We start from the raw sequence: 18933 nt of genomic DNA, 5'->3' as shown, positions 1-18933 counted from the left end.
AGCTTGACGACCGCCGCGGGCTTGCCGGGCCCGCCGGTCCGCATCCCGTGCTCCTCGATGAGGCCCGCGTCGAGCAGACGTCGACAGACCTTGGGGACGGTCATCGCCCGCCGAAAGCCCGGCGTCACGCCGCGCACACGGTTCGCCCAGTCACGAGCACGGGGCGTCACCAGCCGGCGGTCAGCTCCGCGCGCGTTCGTCGATCGTGACGTCGCCGGCGGCCCAGTGCGTGGCGGGAACCTCGGTGACGATCACCCGGACATTGCTCGCCGGCGCGTCCACGGCGCGGACCACGGCAGCGGTCAGCTCACTGATCAGCGAGCGGATCTGCTCGGGCGTACGACCGGCAGCGAGTGAGACCTGGACGAGTGGCACGGGCGCTCTCCTCCGACGTGATCGGGAACTTCGGGCCGGGACAACGATGGCACCAGCCGGCGGAAGTGCACAGTGACGGCGGACACAGCGGCCATGGTCGTGCCGGGGCGGAGGCATCGGGCTCGTCGTCGGCGGACGTTGTGCTGGGCCGAACAGCGATTGTCGGAGCCCGCCAGCCGGTACTTTGATCACGTGACCTCCGCGAACCGGCCGCCGACTGCCCGCGAGATCGCGACGGCTGCCCTCGGCCGCGATCCCGGCCCCCTGGAAGCGGTCCACAGCCTTTCGCACCGGGTTTACGTCGGCGGGGACGTCGTCGTGAAGCTCACCGACCGCCACACTCGCCTGGACCACGAGATCGCCCTGTCGCCGCAACTGCCCCACGGCATCACCGCCCCGCTGCTGGCCAGCGGCCGCCGGGACGGCGTGCGCTACGCATGCTACGAACGCGTGCCCGGCGCCTCGCCCGGCGCGCACCTGCCCCACACCGACGCCGCCACCGCGCGGACCCTCGCCGTGCAGGCCGTCGAACGCCTCGACCGGCTGCACGCCTGGACGCCCGGTCCGGGCGCCGCCGAGCTCCTGCGCCAGCCGTTCACCTCGGGCGCCTTCACCGGCCGGGAGGCGCTGCGGGAGGAGATCGACCGTCTTCGGGCGGCCGACCGCGACGGCGTCGTCTCGCGACGGATCCTCACCGGCCTGATCGCGATCGCCGACCGCGCGCCGGAGCACGCCGGCACCGACGTCCCCGTGCACGCCGACTGCTTCTGGGACAACTGGCTCGCCGACGGCGACACCGTCACCGCCCTGCTGGACTTCGAGTGGGCCCGGTTCGGTGAGCCGGCCGACGACTGGTTCTTCCTGATCCGGTTCAGCGGCCCGCACGCCGCGCTCGTGCTCGACGTGGTCGCCGAGGCGACCGGGACCCCGGCGGATGTGCTCCGGGCCGACTGCGAGGTCCGCGAGGCCAGCCACGTGGTCGCCGACGTCCGCCTCAGCCTGGAGAACGACCCCGAGGCGGGGGTCGGCACGATCGCCGGCCTCGAGGAGTTGATCATCGGCCGCTACTGGTGGCGCGACAGCAAGGCGTAGAGGGCCACTCAGGACGTGGTGATGTCGTCGACGAGGGTGTCGGATGTGAACAACGACGGGTCGTTGTTGTGGTTGGCCAGCACGAGTGTGTACTGATGGCCAGAGGTGACCGCCGCCCACTGTGCCTGGTACGCGGCGTCCTGACTGCACACATTGCTGACGAAGGTGCTGGTGCTGCTCGCGGTGACGTCGGTCAGCGTGGCGTGGAACCAGGTGTCGGAGTCGAAGCCGTCGCAGCGCATCTGATACCAGACGGTCAGGAACTTGCCGCCGGCGACGGTGAAGGTCTGGGTCAGTGTCGAGTCGGCCTGGTTCCCGGAGCCGACCACGGCGGCCTTGCTTCCGCCGTGCACGGGCTTGGCGACGACCTTGACGCCGCCGGTCGTGGTCCAGCCGGTCAGCCCGGATTCGAAGCCACCGTTGGCGAGGGACGTGGGAGCGGGTGCGGACAGCGCGACGTCGTCGACATCGACGGTGATGCCGAACTGGAGAGAGTCCTGGAGCGCCAGGGTCAGGACGTAGCGGTGACCCGGAATCACGGCGGCGAGAACCGGGTGGTAGCCGGTGTCCTGAGAGCAGGTGTCGACAAGGGTGGCGCTCGTCGCGGCGGTGGTGTCGGCGAGAGCGCCGGTGAACGACTCCCCGTCGAGGTCGGCGCCGCAGTTCATCAGGTACCAGAACGACAGTTGGGTCGCGCCGGTGGGGACGTCGAAGATCTGCGTGAGGCTCGAGTGGGTGGCGGGATCGAGTGAGGTGTCGCCCAGCCGGACAGCGGTATGTCCACTGTGGACCGTGTCCGTGACGGCGGTGGCGCTGCCGGTCGGGTTCCAGCCGTCGAGCCCTGACTCGAAGCCGCCATTGGTGATCGACGTGGCGACCGGTGTGGACAGCGTCACGTCGTCGACGTCGGTCGAAGCCGCCAGCCCGTCGGCGTCGTGACTGGTGAGCGTCAGGGTCTCGACGTGTCCGGGCACGACCACCGCGGTGACCGGGTGGTAGGCGGCGTCGGTGGTGCACGTCGGCTCGAGCACGGTGCTGGTGGCGCCCGCGGTGACGTCGGTCAAGGTGCCGGTGAACCAGTCGGCGGAGAAGTCCGCGGCATCGGGTGGGCAGGTCATGCGATACCAGAACGTCAAACGGCCGGTGGCGGCCCCGACGGCGAAGGTCTGGGTCAGGGTGGAGTCGCCGGTCACCACGTCCGAGCCGAGCCGCGCGGCCGTGGTGCCGCCGTGCACCGGGTTGCTGATCGCGGTGACGCTGCCCGTGGTGGCCCAGCCAGTGAGACCGGATTCGAAGCCGCCGTCGGCGATCCCTCCACCGGGCACGAGGACCGTCCAGGAGAAGATGACGTGATCGCTGGCGCCGGTGCTGTCGGAGACGGTGACGGTGATCGGGAAGGTGCCGGCGGCGGTGAGCGTGCCGGTGATCAGACCGGACGCCGGGTCGAGCGTCAACCCCGGCGGCAGCCCACTCGCATGGTAGGTGAGCGGCGCGGCGCCGGAATCGAACGCCGACAGCTGTAGCCGGGCCGAGGTGCCTGAATTGTCCGTCCGATCACCCGGCGCGGTGGCGAACACGACGTTCGGCGCGCCGGCCGGTGGGGCGAAGGCGGCGGCGCCGTTCGGCGTGCCCAGGCCGGTCGGCCCGTCCCAGCCTGGCCCGGCGGTGCATACCTGCTGGTTGGTGCACACCCCGTTGAAGCCCTCGGTGACGTCGAACAGGCTGTCCGCCTTGGCATACGGATACGCGGCCGGGAAATCGCCGGTGCCCGGCGCGCCGGCGAGGGCGTACATCGCGGCGATGATCGGCGTGGCAGCGCTGGTGCCGCCGTAGACGGTCCAGCCGAAGCCGCCGAAGTTCTGGTAGACCGCGACGCCGGTGTACGGGTCGGCCACCGCGGCCACGTCGGCCTCGGCCCGCCCGGTGCAATCGGTGGCAGTGTTCTGCCACGGCGCGCGTTGCTCGGACGCCGAGCAGCCGGAGCCGGCGTCGGACCATGCCGACTCGCTCCAGCCGCGGGGTGTGGTGCCGTCCCGGTCCAGCGAGGTGCCCCCGACCGTGGTGACGCCGCGCGCGGTCGCCGGGTACATGGCTCCGGTCCCGTCGTCGCCGCTGGCCACGGCGATCGCCACCCCGGGATGGGTGAAGTGCACGTCGTCGGCCGTTTCGCCGGGGTACTCGGGGCCGTCCCAGCTGTCGGACACGTAGTGCGCCATGGCCGCGGCGGTGTCCTCCGCCGCGTACATGTCGGTGTTCTCGTTGGTGTTCGACTCCACCAGCAGGATCGAGCAGGCCGGGCAGATCGCCGACACCATGTCGAGGTCCAGCGAGATCTCCCCGGACCATCCCTCGTCCGCCACCGGCAACGGCGCCGCGGCGCCGACCTGGTTGACCTTGCGGAAACACCCGCTTGCCGCGGTGCACGGCGGCAATCCGTACTGCGCGCGGTAGACCGCCAGGTCGGCCTCGGCGGTCGGATCGTCGAAGGCGTCGACGATCGCCACCGTCCGCGTGACCGACGAGCCGGGCACACGGTAGGCGGCCTTCAGGTCCGCCGGGCCGTAGCCGTCCGGCGCAGCTCCGACCGCCAACGCGCGCTTGCCCCGGGCATCGTTACGCCGCAACGCCATACACCGCATCGCGCGCGCCGTCGCCGCGCCGGCGCATGACCTGCTCACGGATGACGTCGATCCGGCAGGTGGTGGTGAACCCGCGGCAACGCCCGTACCCCCGGTGACAAGAACGCCCGCCACCAGCAGCAGACACACGGAAGCGTTGAGCCACCGTGGATTCCGACCGACTCGACCCATGACATCTCCCCGAAGGACGCCGTGACTCGAGTCTTCCGGCGCGCCCACCCGGATCACAACGGCTGGTCAGCCGAGCCGATACGACCAGACATCCGGCGGGCCCTCGACCCCTTCGGCGGCGCTTGCCGTGGCGGTGTCCGGGTAAGTCCGGGACGGTCCCGGTTCGGGCCGGCGGCGGGCGGGTGGCTGCTGCACTGATCACGTCGTTGTCGTCCTCACCGCAGGAGCAGGACATGAGACTGCACAGACGCCTGATGACGTCGTTGTGCATGGCGGCAGCCGCCATGGCTGTCGCGGCCAGCACCGCCTTCGCCGCCGTTCCGCCCAGTTTCGGCATCTCGTTCACCCCGGACGGGGACCCCGGCCAGTGCAGCGGACCCACGCAGCAGTGGGCGCCCGCGCCGAACTGGTCCAGCGCCATCCGGCTGGACACCGACGGGCGGCGTGGCGGCTGCCAGCTCGCGTTCGGCCTCCACGACGTTTCCGGCACGTTCGCCGGCCTGCTCATCACCTACCAGTGGTTCGTCACGCCCGGCGGCAACGCGGGCCAGTGCGGCAACCAGGGCCAGTTCACGGTGCCCACCAACATCGGTTTCGGCCCCAACATCCGGGTGGACACCGACGACAGCGCCGGCGGGTGCTACCTGGTCTTCCAGGTGTCCGGCCGCGACGACGTGGCGCTGGACGTGCAGTTCTGGGCCGACGGCGATCCCGGCCAGTGCGGCAATGCCCTGCCGCAGGGCCAGTACTGGACCGCGAGTTCCGGCTCGACGGTGACGATCCTGGACGACACGGACGGCCGGCTCGGCGGATGCGACCTGGCGTTCCGGCTGCGTCACATGTGACCTGATCCGCTGGGGATGCCGGTCCTGGTGCCGGCATCCCCCCGCACCGGCCGGCTGTCGAAGTCGATGGCGAGTTCGGTCGCGTACGCGCGCAGCAGTTCGTGCATTCGGTACCGCCCTGGGGAAAGGGGTTCGACGAGGTGCGCCCGCTCCAGGACGTCGATCAGACACCGCGCGCGAACGACCGGCACACCGACCGCACGGGCCGCGTCGACCGGCGTGAAGCTGCCCGCCGGAGCACCGCCCAGCTGCTGGAACACCATGGCCGCCAAGGGATCGGAGGCGGCGAGCCGGTGGTAGGACCAGCAGAGCACGGCACGCAGATCGGTACGGGCATCGCCGCCGGCGGCCAGCCAGTCCAGCGGTCCGTCGCCGATCTCGACAGCGGCTTCCATCAGCGACAGGCCCGCGCGGCCCTGGATCCGTTCGGCCGCAACGCGCAGCGCCAACGGCAGACCGGCGCACGACTCGGCGATCGCCACGGCCGCGGCCGGCTCGGCGGCCACCCGCTCAGCTCCGAAGAGCGTCCCCAGCAACTCGAGCGCATCCGGCTGCGGCAGCGCGCCGACCTCGATCCGCCGGGCCCCGTCCCGCGCGACCAGACCGCCCAGCCGATCGCGACTGGTGACCACGACCATGCACGAGTCGGTGCCCGGCAGCAGCGGCCGGACGTGTCCGGAATCCACCGCATTGTCCAGTACGACAAGCATTCTCCGGTCGGCCAGCAGGCTGCGGTAGCGCGCCGCCCGGACGCCGATGTCCGCTGGCACCGCGTCGTCCGGCGCGAGCATGCCCACCAGCGTGGCGAGCGCGTCGGCGGCCGGCATCGCCGGGTCCTGGTCGTAGCCGCGGAGGTCGAGGTACAGGCAGCCGTCGGGAAAGCGCTCACCACAGCGGTGTGCCCACTGGGTGACCAGCGCGGTCTTACCCGTCCCCGGACCCCCGCACACCGCCGCGATCACCAGGCCGGCGCGCGGCGACACCTCCCCCGCCAAGCCGTCCAACCGGGCGAATTCGTTGGCACGTCCGGTGAATCCGCGAATCCGAGCCGGTGGGACGAAGGGCAGCGCCGCCGTACGGGCGACGGGCGCCGGATCCGTTGTGTGCAGCCGATACCACGCCTCGCTCCACTCTCGCTGCTCCGTCTTGCTCGCGCCGAGCGCGATGACGATCCGGTCCAGCACCGCCGACGGCACAAGGGTCTGGCCCGTGAGGTAGCTGTGCAGGGTCGAGCGCGGCAGGCCGGCCAGCTGGGCCAGGTCGTGCACGGTCACCTTGGCCTTGCGGGTGCCCGCAGCCGCGCGGATCCGCAGCAGGTCCAGCTCTCGTGCCAGCTCGGGCTGACGGCGTATGCGGCGGGGATCCGGGCCGGTCCGGGTGGGTTCGGGCACCGCCGCAGGATGGGCGTTCCGGCCTTGCTGATTCCTTGGCAGCGCATGCGTGCCCAGGTGAGCCGGCCGTCGAACGAATCGATTGCAGTCACATCACCTGTGCAGAGGGGAAGCAGATGAAACGCACGCTGTGGCGCGTCACCACCGCCGCCGCCATGTCCATCGGCGTGGTCCTGCCGCTGGCCGCCGTGCCGGCGCAGGCGGACGTCGGCGTGGTGGTCGGCATCGTCCAGGCGGCCTACTCGCTGTACCAGAAGTTCGCCGGCGGCGGCATGTCGCTCGACCAGGCCGTCGCGCAGATCAACGCCGACATCCAGAGCGCGAAGGCCGACATCGTCAGCGAGATCGACCGGGTCGCGGCGGCGAACGTCCAGGGCTGCGCGAACGCCGCCGTGGTCGAGTTCGCGGACATCAACGCGCTGACCCCGGACAATCTCCAGGCGTTCGCCATGAACGCGACGTCCTGCGTCACGGACGCCAACAGCCTGCTGTCCGCGGTGTCCGACCCGGCGGCGAAGGACGCGATCGGCTTCGCGATGAACACCGTCGGCCCGCTGGCCCTGATGGCCCGCGTGAAGGCCGGCCTGACCACGCCCGCCCTGAAGTCCGTGCTGGCCGCGGGCGACAACACGCTGATCACCGCGTTGCTGCCCAGTTGCGACCATGTCGACGAGAACGGCGGCGAGCCGGGCGCGCCGCACTTCTACATGTGGGAATGCACGGCCTACAACGGCAACATGGGCGTGGCGAAGGTGCTGGCCACGTCCCAGAACGAGGCCACGTCCAACACCAGCCGCGCGGTCGCCCAGACCGCGCTGCCCATCCTCACCGCGTGACCACCTGACGGTGGTGGGGCCGGCATCCCCGGCCCCACCACCGGCCCGTCGAACTTGCGCCAGCTGCCGGCCGCCGGCGGACTCGTCGCCGTCAGGAGACGCCGCCGAACGGTCGCATTTGCCCTGCCGTCCTTGCGGGCATTTTGGTCCACCCGATAAACAGTGGGCGTTGAGCGCTGGGGTTCGACGGTCCATTGGGGGACGGTGTGGCGGTCGAATTCCGCCTTCTGGGCGAGGTCGAGGTTTACCACGACGGTGAGCCGGTGCCGATCGGGTACGCGCAGCTGAGGTGCATGCTGGCGGTCCTGCTGGTGGAGGCCAACTGCACGGTGTCGGTGGACCACATCATCGATCGTGTCTGGGGAGAACGGCGCTTGCCGCGCAATCCGCGCGCCGCCGTGCAGCACAACATAACGGTATTGCGCAAGGCACTCGCCGATGTCGGATTCGTCCAGATCATTCGGCGTTCGGCCGGCTATCAACTCTGCGTCGACGCGGCCACCGTTGATCTGCACCGGTTCGCACCGCTGCTCGACCAGGCACGCGCCGCACAGGAGGACGAACCCGCCGCCAAGTTGTTCGCCGAGGCGCTGCGGCTGTGGCGGGGCGAGCCCTGCGCCGGCCTGGACGCGCCGTGGCTGGACTCGCTGCGCGTCAGGCTCGCCGCGCAACGCCAGGCGGCTCTGCTGGATCTCGTCGACATCCGGATGCGGCTCGGTGAGCACGAGGCGCTCCAGGCCGAACTGGCCGATCACGTACAGCAGCAGCCGCTGGACGAACGCCTCGCCGGTCAATACATGCTGGCCCTCTACCGCGGTGGGCGACAAGCCCACGCATTGGACCACTACCAGCGGCTCAGACGTGATCTGGCCGACCAGTTGGGCATCGACCCCGGGCAGCCGATCCGGCGGCTGTACGAGCAGATGCTGAACGCGGATCCGACGCTCGCCGCGGAATCCAGCCGGTCCGTCGTGACCGCTCCCCCGGTCTCGATTCCCCGCCAGCTGCCGGCCGCGCCGCGGTTGTTCACGGGTCGTCGTCGCGAGCTGGACCAGCTGACCGCGTCGAACGAACCCGGTGCGACGATGGCGATCTCGGCGATCCGCGGCGTCGGCGGCATCGGCAAGACCTGGCTCGCGCTGCACTGGGCGCACCAGCACCTCGGCAGCTTTCCCGACGGGCAGCTGCACGTGGACCTGCGCGGATTCGACCCCACGGGTCGGCCGATGTCCGTCGGCACGGCGGTGCGGACCTTCCTGGGCGCCCTCGGCGTCGAGCCCTTGGCGGTTCCGCCGGAGGAAGAGGCGCAGGTCGGCCTGTACCGCAGTCTGTTGGCAGGCAAGCGAGTGCTGATCGTGTTGGACAACGCCCGCGACGCCGATCAGGTCATCCCCCTGCTGCCCGGCAGCTCGACCTGCACGGTGCTGATCACCAGCCGCAACCGCCTCACCGGCTTGGTCACCAGGCACGGGGCGCACGTCGTCGACCTGGACGCACTGTCCACAGTGGAGGCATGGGATCTCCTGTCCGGGCACCTCGGCGCGGACCGGCTGGCCGCCGAACCACAACCCGCCGCCGACCTCCTCGACGGCTGCGCCGGATTGCCGTTGGCACTGAGCATCGTGGCGGCCCGCGCCGCCAGCCATCCCGGTTTCCCGCTGGAGTCGCTGGCCGACGAACTTCGCGATCACGCCGGCCGTCTGGACACTTTGGACGGTGGCGAGCTGTCCACCAACCTCCGGGCGGTGCTTTCCTGGTCCTTCCACGCCCTCGACGCCGACGCCGCCGCCGTGTTCGAGTTGCTCGGGCTCGTGCCGGGCCCGGACATCAGCGTCGCCGCAGTGGCCAGCCTGGCCGCGCTGCCGGACGGGCGGACCCGTGTCCTGCTCCGGCGTCTGGAAGACGCGTCACTCGTTCAGGAGCACACCATGGGCCGGTTCCGAATGCACAATCTGGTCCGCCTGTATGCCGGCGCCGAAGCCGACAGCGGTGACACGGACGCGTTGCGACGACTCGCGGACTTCTATCTGCACACCGCCTTCAGCGCGGAGCAGCTGTTGCTGCCCCTGCAACCGCCGCTCCAGCTGGACGAGCCGGCCGCGGGCTGTCGTCCCGGGCTGCTGGTCGACCAGACGACGGCGCTCGCCTGGTTCGACGTCGAGCATCCCAACCTGCTGGCCGTGCAGCGGATGGCCGCCGACCGGGGCTGGGCCGTCTCGGTCTGGCAGCTGGCGCGGATCATGACCACTTTCCTCTACCGGCAGGGACGCTTCCGGGACGCCCTCACCCTGTGGCGGGCCGGGCAGCTCGCCGCCGACCAGCTCGGGGATCCGGTGATCCAGACGGGAACACACCAGCTTCTGGGCGTGACCCTCAGCGAGCTGGGCGAGTACGACGAGGCTCTGCACCACCTGAACCTGGCCGAGCGACTCGGCGATTCTCCCAGCACCGCCTACACCCAGCATGCCCTGGGCTGGCTGTGGTCCCTCAAGGGCGACAACCGGCGCGCACTGACGTACGCCGGCCGGGCCCTGCGGCGGTACCGAGAACAGGACATCCTCGCCGGGGAAATCCGGGAACGCACCGTCAGCTGTTGGTATCACGCGCTCCTGGGGGAATTCGAGGACGCCGCCGCCCAGTGCCGGACCGCCCTGGCCATCGCGCGCCACCATCATCACGCCGAGGACGAAGGGCTCATCCTCGGCATTCAGGGCTTCGTCGCCTTCCACACGGGTCGGCACGCCGCGGCCGTCGACCACTTCGAACGCTCGGTCCCCCTGCTCCGCGGAGTCGGCAACGCCTACTACGAGGCCACCGTCCTGGACCACCTCGGACAGGCCCGCAACGCCCTCGGCGAAACGGAGTCCGCCTGTCACGCCTGGCAGCAGGCGCTCCACCTGTACGAGGCGCAGCACCGCACGGCCGAGGCCGACCAGGTCGGGGAACGACTCGGCCGGCCGCGCGCCTCCGCCTGACGAAGCCCTCGGCGTCGATGCTCATGCCGGCCGTCATCTGGACGGGTGGCAGTCGGAACATGAGGACGGAAACCCGCCGGCAGCCCGCCGCGCCCGGCTTGAGACTGGGCCGACGCGTGCGAAAGTGCCGGATGGTGGAGGAGTTCGTCGGCGCGTGACCGGCGTCGACAACCCGCCGGCCACGCGCCCGTGGGCTACCCGAAGGCGATCGAGAACACGTGGAACTGCCCCTGGTCGATGTCCGGGGGCAGCGTGACGCTGCTGACCGTCTTGCCGGCCTGCAACGCCGAGTCGGCGGCGAACAGGTAGGTCTTGACGTTCTCCGTCTTGCCGCTGCCGACGATGTCGCGGTACGGCGTCGTCACCGCGATGGTGTTGCCGAAGGCAACCTTCCCGGCGCCGCCGCCCAGCGTCCAGTCGCTGAGACCGATGGCGATCTGCTGCGAGCTGCCGTCGGTGTAGTGGACCGTCAGCGTGCCCTTGGACCCGGGATCGGCGTTGGTGGCGCTGCCCAGCAGACCGATCTTGGCCGCGCCGGCGGGCGCGGTCAGCGGAATGGTCTGGCCGCCGGCCTCGATGTTGTCGGGCTGGTCGGCGTCGGCGGTGGGCCACTGGTAGTTCAGGCCGTCGGCGGTGACGGTCGCGCCGGAGGTCACGCCGGCGGCGGCGAGCGCCTTCGCGGAGTACCCGTAGCCGTCGCCGTCGTAGTCACCGGGGCTGGACTTGCCGTCGGTGGCCACGCCGGAGTTGTTGTAGTACGGCCACAGCGAACCCGGCTTGGCGACGTCGATCTCGAGCAGCACCTTGGGCAGCGTGGCGCCGGTCGACGACGTCATGGTGACGGTCAGCAGGTAGCGTCCCTCGGCCGTCGGCGCGGTGACGGACAACTCCTGCTTGCCGTCGCCACCGGCCGGCACGGTCATGGTGCCGTTGGCGGGGCCGACCGACAGACCGGTCTGCGCGGTCGCCGTCCAACTCACGGTCTGCGCCGACGCCGACATGCTGTGCGCGCCGACGGGGACTGTGGTGGTGCTGCCCGTGTTCACGATCAGCTGCGCGCTGGGGTTAGTGTATCCCAGCGCAGGCAACAGGTTGGTGGTGTCCGATGGCGGGGCGTCGGCCGGCGCGGTGCCCCAACTGGTGTTCGGCGTGGTGCCGAGCTGGTACGCCAGCGTCCCGCCGCGGGTGAGCTCACCAGTGGGCAGGAACGTGTGCGTGTAGGCCTTGCCGTCGACCGACAGGCTCTGCACGTACGGAGCGTCCGGGGCGGCCTGCGGCGCGGTGATCGTCAGCGTCTTGCCGCTGGCCAGGTGCACGGCCGCCTGCGGGAACAGCGGGCTGCCCAGCACCATGGTGTCGCTGCCCGGGGTCTCCGGGTACATGCCCAGCGCCGAGAACACGTACCAGGCGCTCATCGTGCCCAGGTCGTCGTTGCCGACGCCGGCGGGCTTGTCCTGCCACAGCTCGTTCTGCGCCTTGCGGACCGCCGCCTGCGCCTTGTAAGGGGCGCCGACGTAGTCGTACTCCCACGGGATCTCGATGCTCGGCTCGTTGGACAGGTCGGCGTTCTGCGGGCCACCGTCCGGGCCGATGCTGGCCATCAGGCCGTCGAGCCGCTTGACCCACGCGTCGTTGCCGCCCGAGGCCTGCACGAGTCCCTTGATGTCGAAGGGCACCATCGGCGTGTACTGGTAGGCGTCGGCCTCCACGAAGCCGTTGCCGCTGGACGGCGTGAAGCCGGTCTGGAACTGGCCGTTGTTGTACTTGGGCTGGAAGAAGCCGCTGCCCGGGTTGAACACGTTCTGCCAGTTCTGGGCGCGCGCGGCCAGCGCCGCGGCGTCGGCGGAGTCGCCCAGCGCGGCCGCGTACGTCGACAGCGCGTGGTCGGCGGTGTTGTACTCCAGCTGCGTGGACACCGGGCCGTAGAAGTTGCAGCAGCCGTAGGTGCCGTCCATCGGCAGGTAGCCCTGCGTGTCGTAGTAGTTCGCGCCGGGCCGGATGTTGCTGGTCTTGTTCGCCTCGGCGAGCATCGCCTCCAGCGCGTGCTTGGTGTCGAAGTCCCGCGCGCCGAACGCGTAGGCGTCGGCGATGATCGGGTCGGCCGGGTCGCCGACCATCACGTAGCTCTCGCCGTTGTTCAGCGACCACTTCGGCAGCTGCCCGGTCTGGTCGTAGTCGTTGAGCATCGACCGGATCGAGTCGCTGGTCTGCTGGGGCGCCACGATCGAGGCCAGCTGCACCTGCGAGCGGTAGATGTCCCAGCCCGAGTAGTTGCCGTACTGGAGGTGGCCCTTGGCGACGTAGTGCGGCTGGTCGTCGAAGCCCATGTACTCGCCGTTGACGTCGCTGACCACGTTCGGGTGCAGCAGCGCGTGGTAGAGCGCGGTGTAGAAGACCTGCTGCTGCGCGGCCGTCCCGCCGCCGATCTGGATCTTGTCCAGCAGGCCGTTCCACGCGGTGTGCGCGGCCGACTTGACGCCGGCGAAGTTCCAGCCGGGGTTCTCCTTGGTCCGGTTGGCCACGGCGTTGTCGGTGCTGACGTAGGACAGGCCGACCTTGGCCTGCACGGTCTGGTTCTTGGTGGTGTCGAAGGTGAGGTACGCGCCGTCGGCGCCGCTGACCGGCGGCGAGACCAGGGGCGCGGTCGCCTTCGTCCCCTGCGGCGTCGTGCCGTGGTAGATCGGCGCGTGCGGCGACTTCTTGGTCTGCGACGGGTCGGCCTGCGGCGCGGTCGACTTGGCGTCCAGCGAGGTCGCGCCCGCGGCGACGGTCGAGTTCTGCCAGGTGCCCTGGGCCGTGAACGACTGGTCGAACGTCATGTCGAAGTAGACGGTGTACTTGTCGGCGGCGCCGCAGAAGTGGCCGCTGGTGACCCAGCCGGCGACCTCGTGGTCGTTGATGACCTGGAAGTGGGTGGCGTCGGTGCCGGCCGCGCTGTCGGACAGCTTGAACAGCAGGTTGGACGCGGCGCCGGCGGGGAAGGTGAAGCGGCCCATGCCGGAGCGGGTGGTCGTGGTGAGCTCGGACTTCACGCCGCCCGCGGTCACCGCGTAGTAGCCCGGCGCGGCCTGCTCCTGGGTGTGGTCCAGCGGCACGGTGGCGGCGCCGGGGCTGGTGCCCACCGCCCCCACCGTGGGCAGGATCGGCACGTCGCCCAGCGCGTCGCAGCCGGGACCGGAGATGTGGTTCAGGCTGAACCCGGTGATCGACTTGTCGGTGTACTCGTAGCCGCCGCCGGCGGGCCGGCTCGGGGTGTCCGGGCTCCACTGGACCATGCCGAAGGGCACGTCGGCGCCGGGGAAGTCGTCGAAGGCGTTGGAGGTGCCCAGGAACGGGTTGACCGTCGCCGCCGGGTCCGCGACGTAGCCGGCAGGGGATGCTACGGCGTCGACCATGGGCAGCAGGCAGGCCACCGACGTGCCGGCGGCGACGAGCAGGGCTCTGGACAGCGGTCGTGATCGTGTCATCAAGTCTCGGCCTTCTCGTGCTGTTGGGGCAGGCGACCGGTCTGCCAACCGCTGACAACGTTGTCAGGCCGGTCCGGTCAAGCCAATTGCATCGATGGCGGAGCCGTCAACCCTTCGAGTGGCGGGACTACGCGCCGCTATTTCGGACGTAACCGGCCCAACCGCGCCAATCCGACTGTGGCTGAACGGTCATCGAGCGGATACAGTGCGCGTTTGCGGCCCGAGGCCGGTCCCGGACAAGAATGCGAGAGATCGCCACGCACACCCCTGCCGACGTCGCCGCCGTGCTGGCCGGCATGGACGTCGACACCAAGATCGCGCTGACCCAGGCCGCCCAGCCGGCGGTTCCCGCCCTGGGCCTGCCGGCGTGCGAGCTCTCGCTGGCCGCGGCCGGCGACCCGTCGGCGCTCGCGGTCGGCAGCACCTGGAACCCCGAACTGGCCCGTGAGCTCGGCGAGCACCGCGCGGCCGACGCCGGCCCCATGACGTTGGCCCCGGTGCGCCGGCCGGTGCTGGACCCGCGCGCCCCGGGAGCCGGCACCGCGTTCGGCGAGGACCCGCTGCTGTGCTCGATGCTCGGCACCGCCTACACCGAGGGCCTGACCAGCGGCGACACGACGCTGGCGGTGGTCCGCAAGGGCGTCGACGGGCTGCGGTGCGTCGCCCGTGCCGGGTTCAACATGCGGTTGCTCAACGAGGTCGAATGGCCGGTGCAGCGGGCCGCGGTCGAGGCCGGCGGCGCGCTCGGCGTCACGCTGCCGCAGGCGCTGTTCGACGACCACCCCTCGGTGGCCCGGCGCATGATCGCCAACATCTACCGGGCGTGGAGCGCGGAGGAGATCCTCATCCTGTGCGAGACGGCCTGGCCGGGCGGCGACTGGGTGACGGCGCTGCGGCTCGGCGCGGACGGGTTCCTCGGGCCGATCGACGCGACCGCCGGCATCAGGGCGGCGTTCGACCGTGGCGAGCTCCCCGAGGACGTGCTCACCGCGGCGGCCGGCCGGATGCTGCGCGCCCGGTGCCGATTGACCTCGGCGAGGCGACACGTCAGCGCCGAGGAACGTGCTGCGGTGCTACTGGAGGCGGCGCGCGAGTCGGTGGTGCTGCTGCGCAACGACGGCCTGCTGCCGCTGCTGGCCGGTCCGGGCGTGCGGCTGGCGGTGCTCGGCCACACCGGGGAGAACCTGGCCCGGGCGCTGTCCGGCGCGGCGGACGTCATGCGCCATGACGGCGAGGATCTCGACAAGGCGGCCCGGGTGGCACGCGCCGCCGACGTGGCGGTGGTGACGGTCGGTCGGCGCAGCCGTGCCGACCGGACCACGCTGTCGCTCGGCGACGCCGAGCAGCGCCTGGTGCGGGCCGTCCGCGCCGCCAACCCGAACACGGTCCTGGTGATCACCAGCACCCATCCGTACGCGCTCGACTGGGAAGACGCCTACGTGCCGGCGATCCTGTGGACGGCGCAGGACGGCCCGCACGCAGCCGCCGCGCTGGCCGCGGTGCTGCTCGGCGAGGACGCGCCGACCGGTCGGCTGCCGCAGACCTGGTACCGCACCCTCGACGAGCTGCCGGCCGAGATCGACGGCGACGTCATCGCCTCCGACATGACCTATCTGTTCCACCGGGACGCGCTCTACCCGTTCGGGCACGGACTGACGTACACGACGTTCGAGCACGGTCCGGTCGAGCTGTCGGACCAGGTGATCGACGCCGACGGCGCGACCACCGTCACGGTCGAGGTCCGCAACACCGGGTTCCGCGACGGCGAGGAGGTCGTGCAGGTCTACACCCGGTTCCTGGACTCGCGGATCAGGCAGCCGCTGCGGCAGTTGCGCGGGTTCCGTCGGGTGCGGGTGCCCGCCGGCGGGTCGACGCGGGTCAGTTTCTCCCTGCCCGCCGGGGATCTGGCGTTCTGGGACGTCTCGACCGAACGGTGGGTGATCGAGTCCGCCCGGCACGAGGTGTTCACCGCGGCCAGCGGCGGCGCGCTGCTCACCGTGCGGGGAACGGCCATCGCGCCTCGTGTCCTGGCTGGGCGGACCCTGGACGCCCGGCGCTTCGACGAGGGCTCCGGCATCCGGCTGGTGACGCTGCCCGGCGACGAGGACAGCGTCATCACCGCCGTGCGAGCCGGCGGCTGGGCGGCGTACCGGGGCTACGACCTGACCGGCTGCCGGCTGTGCGAGCTCACGGTTTCCGCCGGTCAGTCGGCCCTGGTCGAGCTGCGCGCACACGCCCCCGACGGGCCGCTGCTGGGCGCGGCGAGGGTGGAGCCGGGCGGCGCGACTCCGGTGCGAATGCCGTTGCGGCAGCTCGAGGAGACGCTCGACGTGTACCTGGTGTTCGCCGAACCGGGTGCTGAGGTCACCGCGCTGGCGTTTCTGTGAGGTGCAGGACGGTGGGTCGGTCGGCGGCCAGCGCGGCGGTGACGGCGGGGCCGAGGTCGGTGGGCTGGTCGATATGGCGGCCGTGGCAGCCGAGGGATTGCGCCAGCGAGGCGAAGTCGACCGGGTCGAGGGCGACGGCATGGACGGGATCGCCGCGATCGGACATCTCGTTGCGGATCTCGCCGTAACCGCCGTTGTCGACGATCACGACCGGCAGCGGCAGCCGGAGTTGGGCGGCGGTGGCCAGCTCAGCGATGGTGAACATGGAGCCGCCGTCGCCTTGCAGCACAACGACCGGCGTGTCCGGCTCGGCCAGCTTCGCACCGATCCCGGCGGGCAGACCGTAGCCGAGGGTGCCGCCGCCACTGGGGTACAGGAACCCGCGCGGCCGATACGACGGAAGGTTGGACAAAGCGCCGTAGTAGCAGCACATCGCGCTGTCGCCGGCGATTACCGCCGACTGCGGCAGCGCGGCGGCCAGCGACTCGATCGCCGCAAGCCACGGCCCGCCCTCGGCTCGTGACTCGACCCGATGGCGACCGCGGAGCTGCTGGGCCGTTTCACCGCCGGCCGGCCCGGTGTTCAGGTACGGCAGGAGATCACCGAGCACGGTCGCGCAGTCCCCGGCCAGGGCGATGTCGGCGGGCGCGTTGCGATGCACGGGGTCGACGTCCACGCGGATCAGGCGCCCACTGAGCCGGGGAAACCCGTGCCACCAGTCGGCGGTGGCGAGTTCGGTACCCAGCGCCAGCACGCAGTCGGCCGCGCCGACGGTCTCGGCCACCACCGGGTGCTGCACCCCGACCCCGGCCAGCAGTGGATGTCCGTACGGGACAATGCCTTTGCCGTTGGCTGTGCAGAACACCGGCGCGCCCAGCGCCTCCGCCACCGCGCGAACCTCTTGCGCCGCAGCGGAAGCCCCACCGCCGACAATGATCACCGGGCGCTCAGCGGCGGCCAACACGGAACCGGCTGCGGCGACCGCGTCCGCCGCGGCACGGTCCGGCAGCGAACGCGGGGCGACCGCAATGGTCACCTCCGCCGCCCGGTCGAGCAGGTCGAGGGGGATCTCCAGGTACGCCGGCCGCGGGCGGCCCCTGGTCACCGCCGCACAAGCCTGCGCCACCGCGACCGGGACTTCCTCGACGGTGCCGACACGTTGCGCGTGCCCGACGACGGAAGCCATGGCCAGGTACTGGTCCCGGACCTCGTGCAGATGCCCGTCGCCGGCCGGGGGGTGGGTCGTCGGCATGCCCGGGGCGATGAACAGCACCGGCACCGAGTCGGAGTACGCCTGGGCCGCGGCCGCCGCCGCGTTGAGAATGCCCGGCCCCGTCGTCGTCAGCACGACCGAGGGCCGGCCGGTGATCCGGGCATACCCGTCGGCCGCATAGCCCGCGCCCTGTTCATGTCGGGTCGGCACCACCCGTACGCCGTGGTCGGCCATCGCGGCGAAGGCCGGCAGGTTGTGCGTGCCCGGGATGCCGAACACCGTCCGCACGTCGTGGGCGGCGAGCGCGGCGATCAGCGCGGCACCGCCGGTCGCCTTCACGCCGCCACTCCCCCGAACCGCGTGGCGATGGCGTCCAGGCGGCGGTTGGTGTAGGCGAGCGCGGCCTCCCGCAGCGTCCACCCGTGGGCGCGGGCGATGGCGAAGGTCTCGGCGACGATGAGCCGCATCTCCTGGCACACCTTGGCATGCGCCTGGTCGGCATCGGCGTCGATGTCGCCGAACAGCGTCCACCACCACCAGGCGTTGGTGGCCGAGTTGGCCACGAAGTCCGGCACCACGACCACACCGCGCGCGGTCAGCGCGGCCTCCGCCCCGGCCGTCACCGGCATGTTCGCCGCCTCGACGATCAGCGGGGCCGTGACCTGGCCGGCGTTGTCCGGCGTGATGCAGTACGAGATCGCGGCCGGCACCACCACATCGGCCTCGACGGACAGCCAGCCCGCCAGCGGCAACTCGCCGTCCCCGGCGCGCAGCGCGGACCGGTCGATCTCGCCGAAACCGTTGCGGGCACGCAACAACGCTTCGACGTCGAGCCCGCCGGGATTGACGATCACGCCGTTGCGGTCGGCCACGCCGACCACCCGCAGCCCAGCTCGAGCCAGGTATCGCGCGGTGGCCCCGCCCATCGAGCCGAAGCCCTGGACGACGGCCCGTGCGCCCGCCACCGGCCGCCCCATTTCGCCGAGCGCGGTCAGCGCCGACTCCGCGACGCCCATGCCGCCGACCAGCTCGCCGAGTTCGATGCCGTCGACCCGGATCCGGTACGCCGCCGCCAGGCGGGCGATCGCGGCGTCCCGGTCGTCCAACAGCGGGTAGACGGCCTGGATCGAGCTCTGCAACCCGAGCTGCGCCACCACCTCGTCGATCAGCTCCTGCCGCACGCCGAGGTCCTCGCCGGTGGTCCAGTTCCGTTCGAGGAACGGCCGGATGCCTTGCAGGTAACGGGTGAGCACGCCGCGCATCTGCGGGTCGTGCGGGCTGCAGTCGATGCCGCCCTTGGCGCCGCCCAGCGGCACGTACCGGTTGGCCGGGCGGTAGTGCAGGCCCTCCTTCAGGCTCATCCCGGCGGCCAGGCCTCGCACCTCGGCCAGCGTGCAGCCCTCGCGCATGCGCAGGCCGCCGCTGCACACGCCCCGGACGAGGCGGTCGATCACCAGGTAGCCCCGCCGGCCGGTGACCGGGTCGGTCCAGGTGAGCTCGAGGAACGGCGCCACGGCGAACCACCTCCCATACTGAATCGCC

At 71.3% G+C, this 18933-nt stretch carries 11 protein-coding genes; 5 read left to right on the top strand and 6 right to left on the bottom strand.

Going from position 1 to position 18933, the window contains the following annotated elements; genetic code table 11:
* Positions 1-180: 180 nt before the first annotated feature.
* On the bottom strand, positions 181-375 hold the full coding sequence (locus BCF44_RS21800) for a tautomerase family protein (protein ID WP_116176206.1): 195 nt from the start codon (positions 373-375) through the stop codon (positions 181-183).
* A gap of 192 nt (positions 376-567) precedes the next feature.
* Here BCF44_RS21800 and BCF44_RS21795 point away from each other — a divergent pair, with 192 nt between their 5' ends.
* Positions 568-1467, top strand: coding sequence for a phosphotransferase (locus tag BCF44_RS21795; protein ID WP_170217666.1), 900 nt, complete (start codon positions 568-570; stop codon positions 1465-1467).
* 8 nt (positions 1468-1475) lie between these two features.
* Here the strand turns inward: BCF44_RS21795 and BCF44_RS55580 are convergent, their stop codons facing one another.
* Positions 1476-4097: a putative Ig domain-containing protein gene (locus tag BCF44_RS55580; RefSeq protein ID WP_211353144.1), complete on the bottom strand. Its 2622-nt coding sequence runs from the start codon at positions 4095-4097 to the stop codon at positions 1476-1478.
* 413 nt (positions 4098-4510) lie between these two features.
* On the opposite strand from BCF44_RS55580, the gene BCF44_RS21785 reads away from it, so the two are divergent.
* A complete protein-coding gene (locus BCF44_RS21785) occupies positions 4511-5122 on the top strand; it encodes a hypothetical protein (protein ID WP_116176204.1) in 612 nt (203 codons plus the stop codon).
* Here the strand turns inward: BCF44_RS21785 and BCF44_RS21780 are convergent.
* Positions 5113-6513 carry a helix-turn-helix domain-containing protein gene (locus BCF44_RS21780; RefSeq protein WP_170217664.1) on the bottom strand — a complete coding sequence of 467 codons (1401 nt, stop codon included), beginning with the start codon at positions 6511-6513 and terminating at the stop codon, positions 5113-5115. The genes BCF44_RS21785 and BCF44_RS21780 overlap by 10 nt on opposite strands.
* A gap of 116 nt (positions 6514-6629) precedes the next feature.
* Here BCF44_RS21780 and BCF44_RS21775 point away from each other — a divergent pair, with 116 nt between their 5' ends.
* Both BCF44_RS21775 and BCF44_RS21770 read left to right on the top strand, forming a co-directional pair.
* The gene (locus BCF44_RS21775; protein WP_116176202.1) at positions 6630-7349 is read left to right on the top strand and encodes a hypothetical protein; all 720 of its coding nucleotides are present in this window, start codon (positions 6630-6632) and stop codon (positions 7347-7349) included.
* A 206-nt stretch (positions 7350-7555) separates the two neighbouring features.
* On the top strand, positions 7556-10324 hold the full coding sequence (locus BCF44_RS21770; protein ID WP_116176201.1) for an AfsR/SARP family transcriptional regulator: 2769 nt from the start codon (positions 7556-7558) through the stop codon (positions 10322-10324).
* Between the two features lie 194 nt (positions 10325-10518).
* Here the strand turns inward: BCF44_RS21770 and BCF44_RS21765 are convergent, their stop codons facing one another.
* Positions 10519-13791, bottom strand: a complete 3273-nt coding sequence (locus BCF44_RS21765) for a GH92 family glycosyl hydrolase (RefSeq protein WP_246015386.1) — start codon at positions 13789-13791, stop codon at positions 10519-10521.
* A 242-nt stretch (positions 13792-14033) separates the two neighbouring features.
* On the opposite strand from BCF44_RS21765, the gene BCF44_RS21760 reads away from it, so the two are divergent.
* Positions 14034-16178 (top strand): glycoside hydrolase family 3 C-terminal domain-containing protein, encoded by a 2145-nt coding sequence (locus tag BCF44_RS21760; RefSeq protein ID WP_116176200.1) that lies wholly within the window; start codon positions 14034-14036, stop codon positions 16176-16178.
* Here the strand turns inward: BCF44_RS21760 and BCF44_RS21755 are convergent.
* Positions 16156-17730: a thiamine pyrophosphate-binding protein gene (locus BCF44_RS21755; RefSeq protein WP_116176199.1), complete on the bottom strand. Its 1575-nt coding sequence runs from the start codon at positions 17728-17730 to the stop codon at positions 16156-16158. The two genes, BCF44_RS21760 and BCF44_RS21755, sit on opposite strands and share 23 nt — an antisense overlap.
* Positions 17727-18905: a Glu/Leu/Phe/Val dehydrogenase dimerization domain-containing protein gene (locus BCF44_RS21750; protein WP_116176198.1), complete on the bottom strand. Its 1179-nt coding sequence runs from the start codon at positions 18903-18905 to the stop codon at positions 17727-17729. The genes BCF44_RS21755 and BCF44_RS21750 overlap by 4 nt, the downstream gene beginning before the upstream one ends.
* Positions 18906-18933 lie beyond the last annotated feature (28 nt).

The sequence above is a fragment of the Kutzneria buriramensis genome, from assembly GCF_003387475.1.
In the GTDB taxonomy this organism is placed as follows: domain Bacteria; phylum Actinomycetota; class Actinomycetes; order Mycobacteriales; family Pseudonocardiaceae; genus Kutzneria; species Kutzneria buriramensis.
This window is presented reverse-complemented; position numbering and strand designations above follow the sequence as displayed.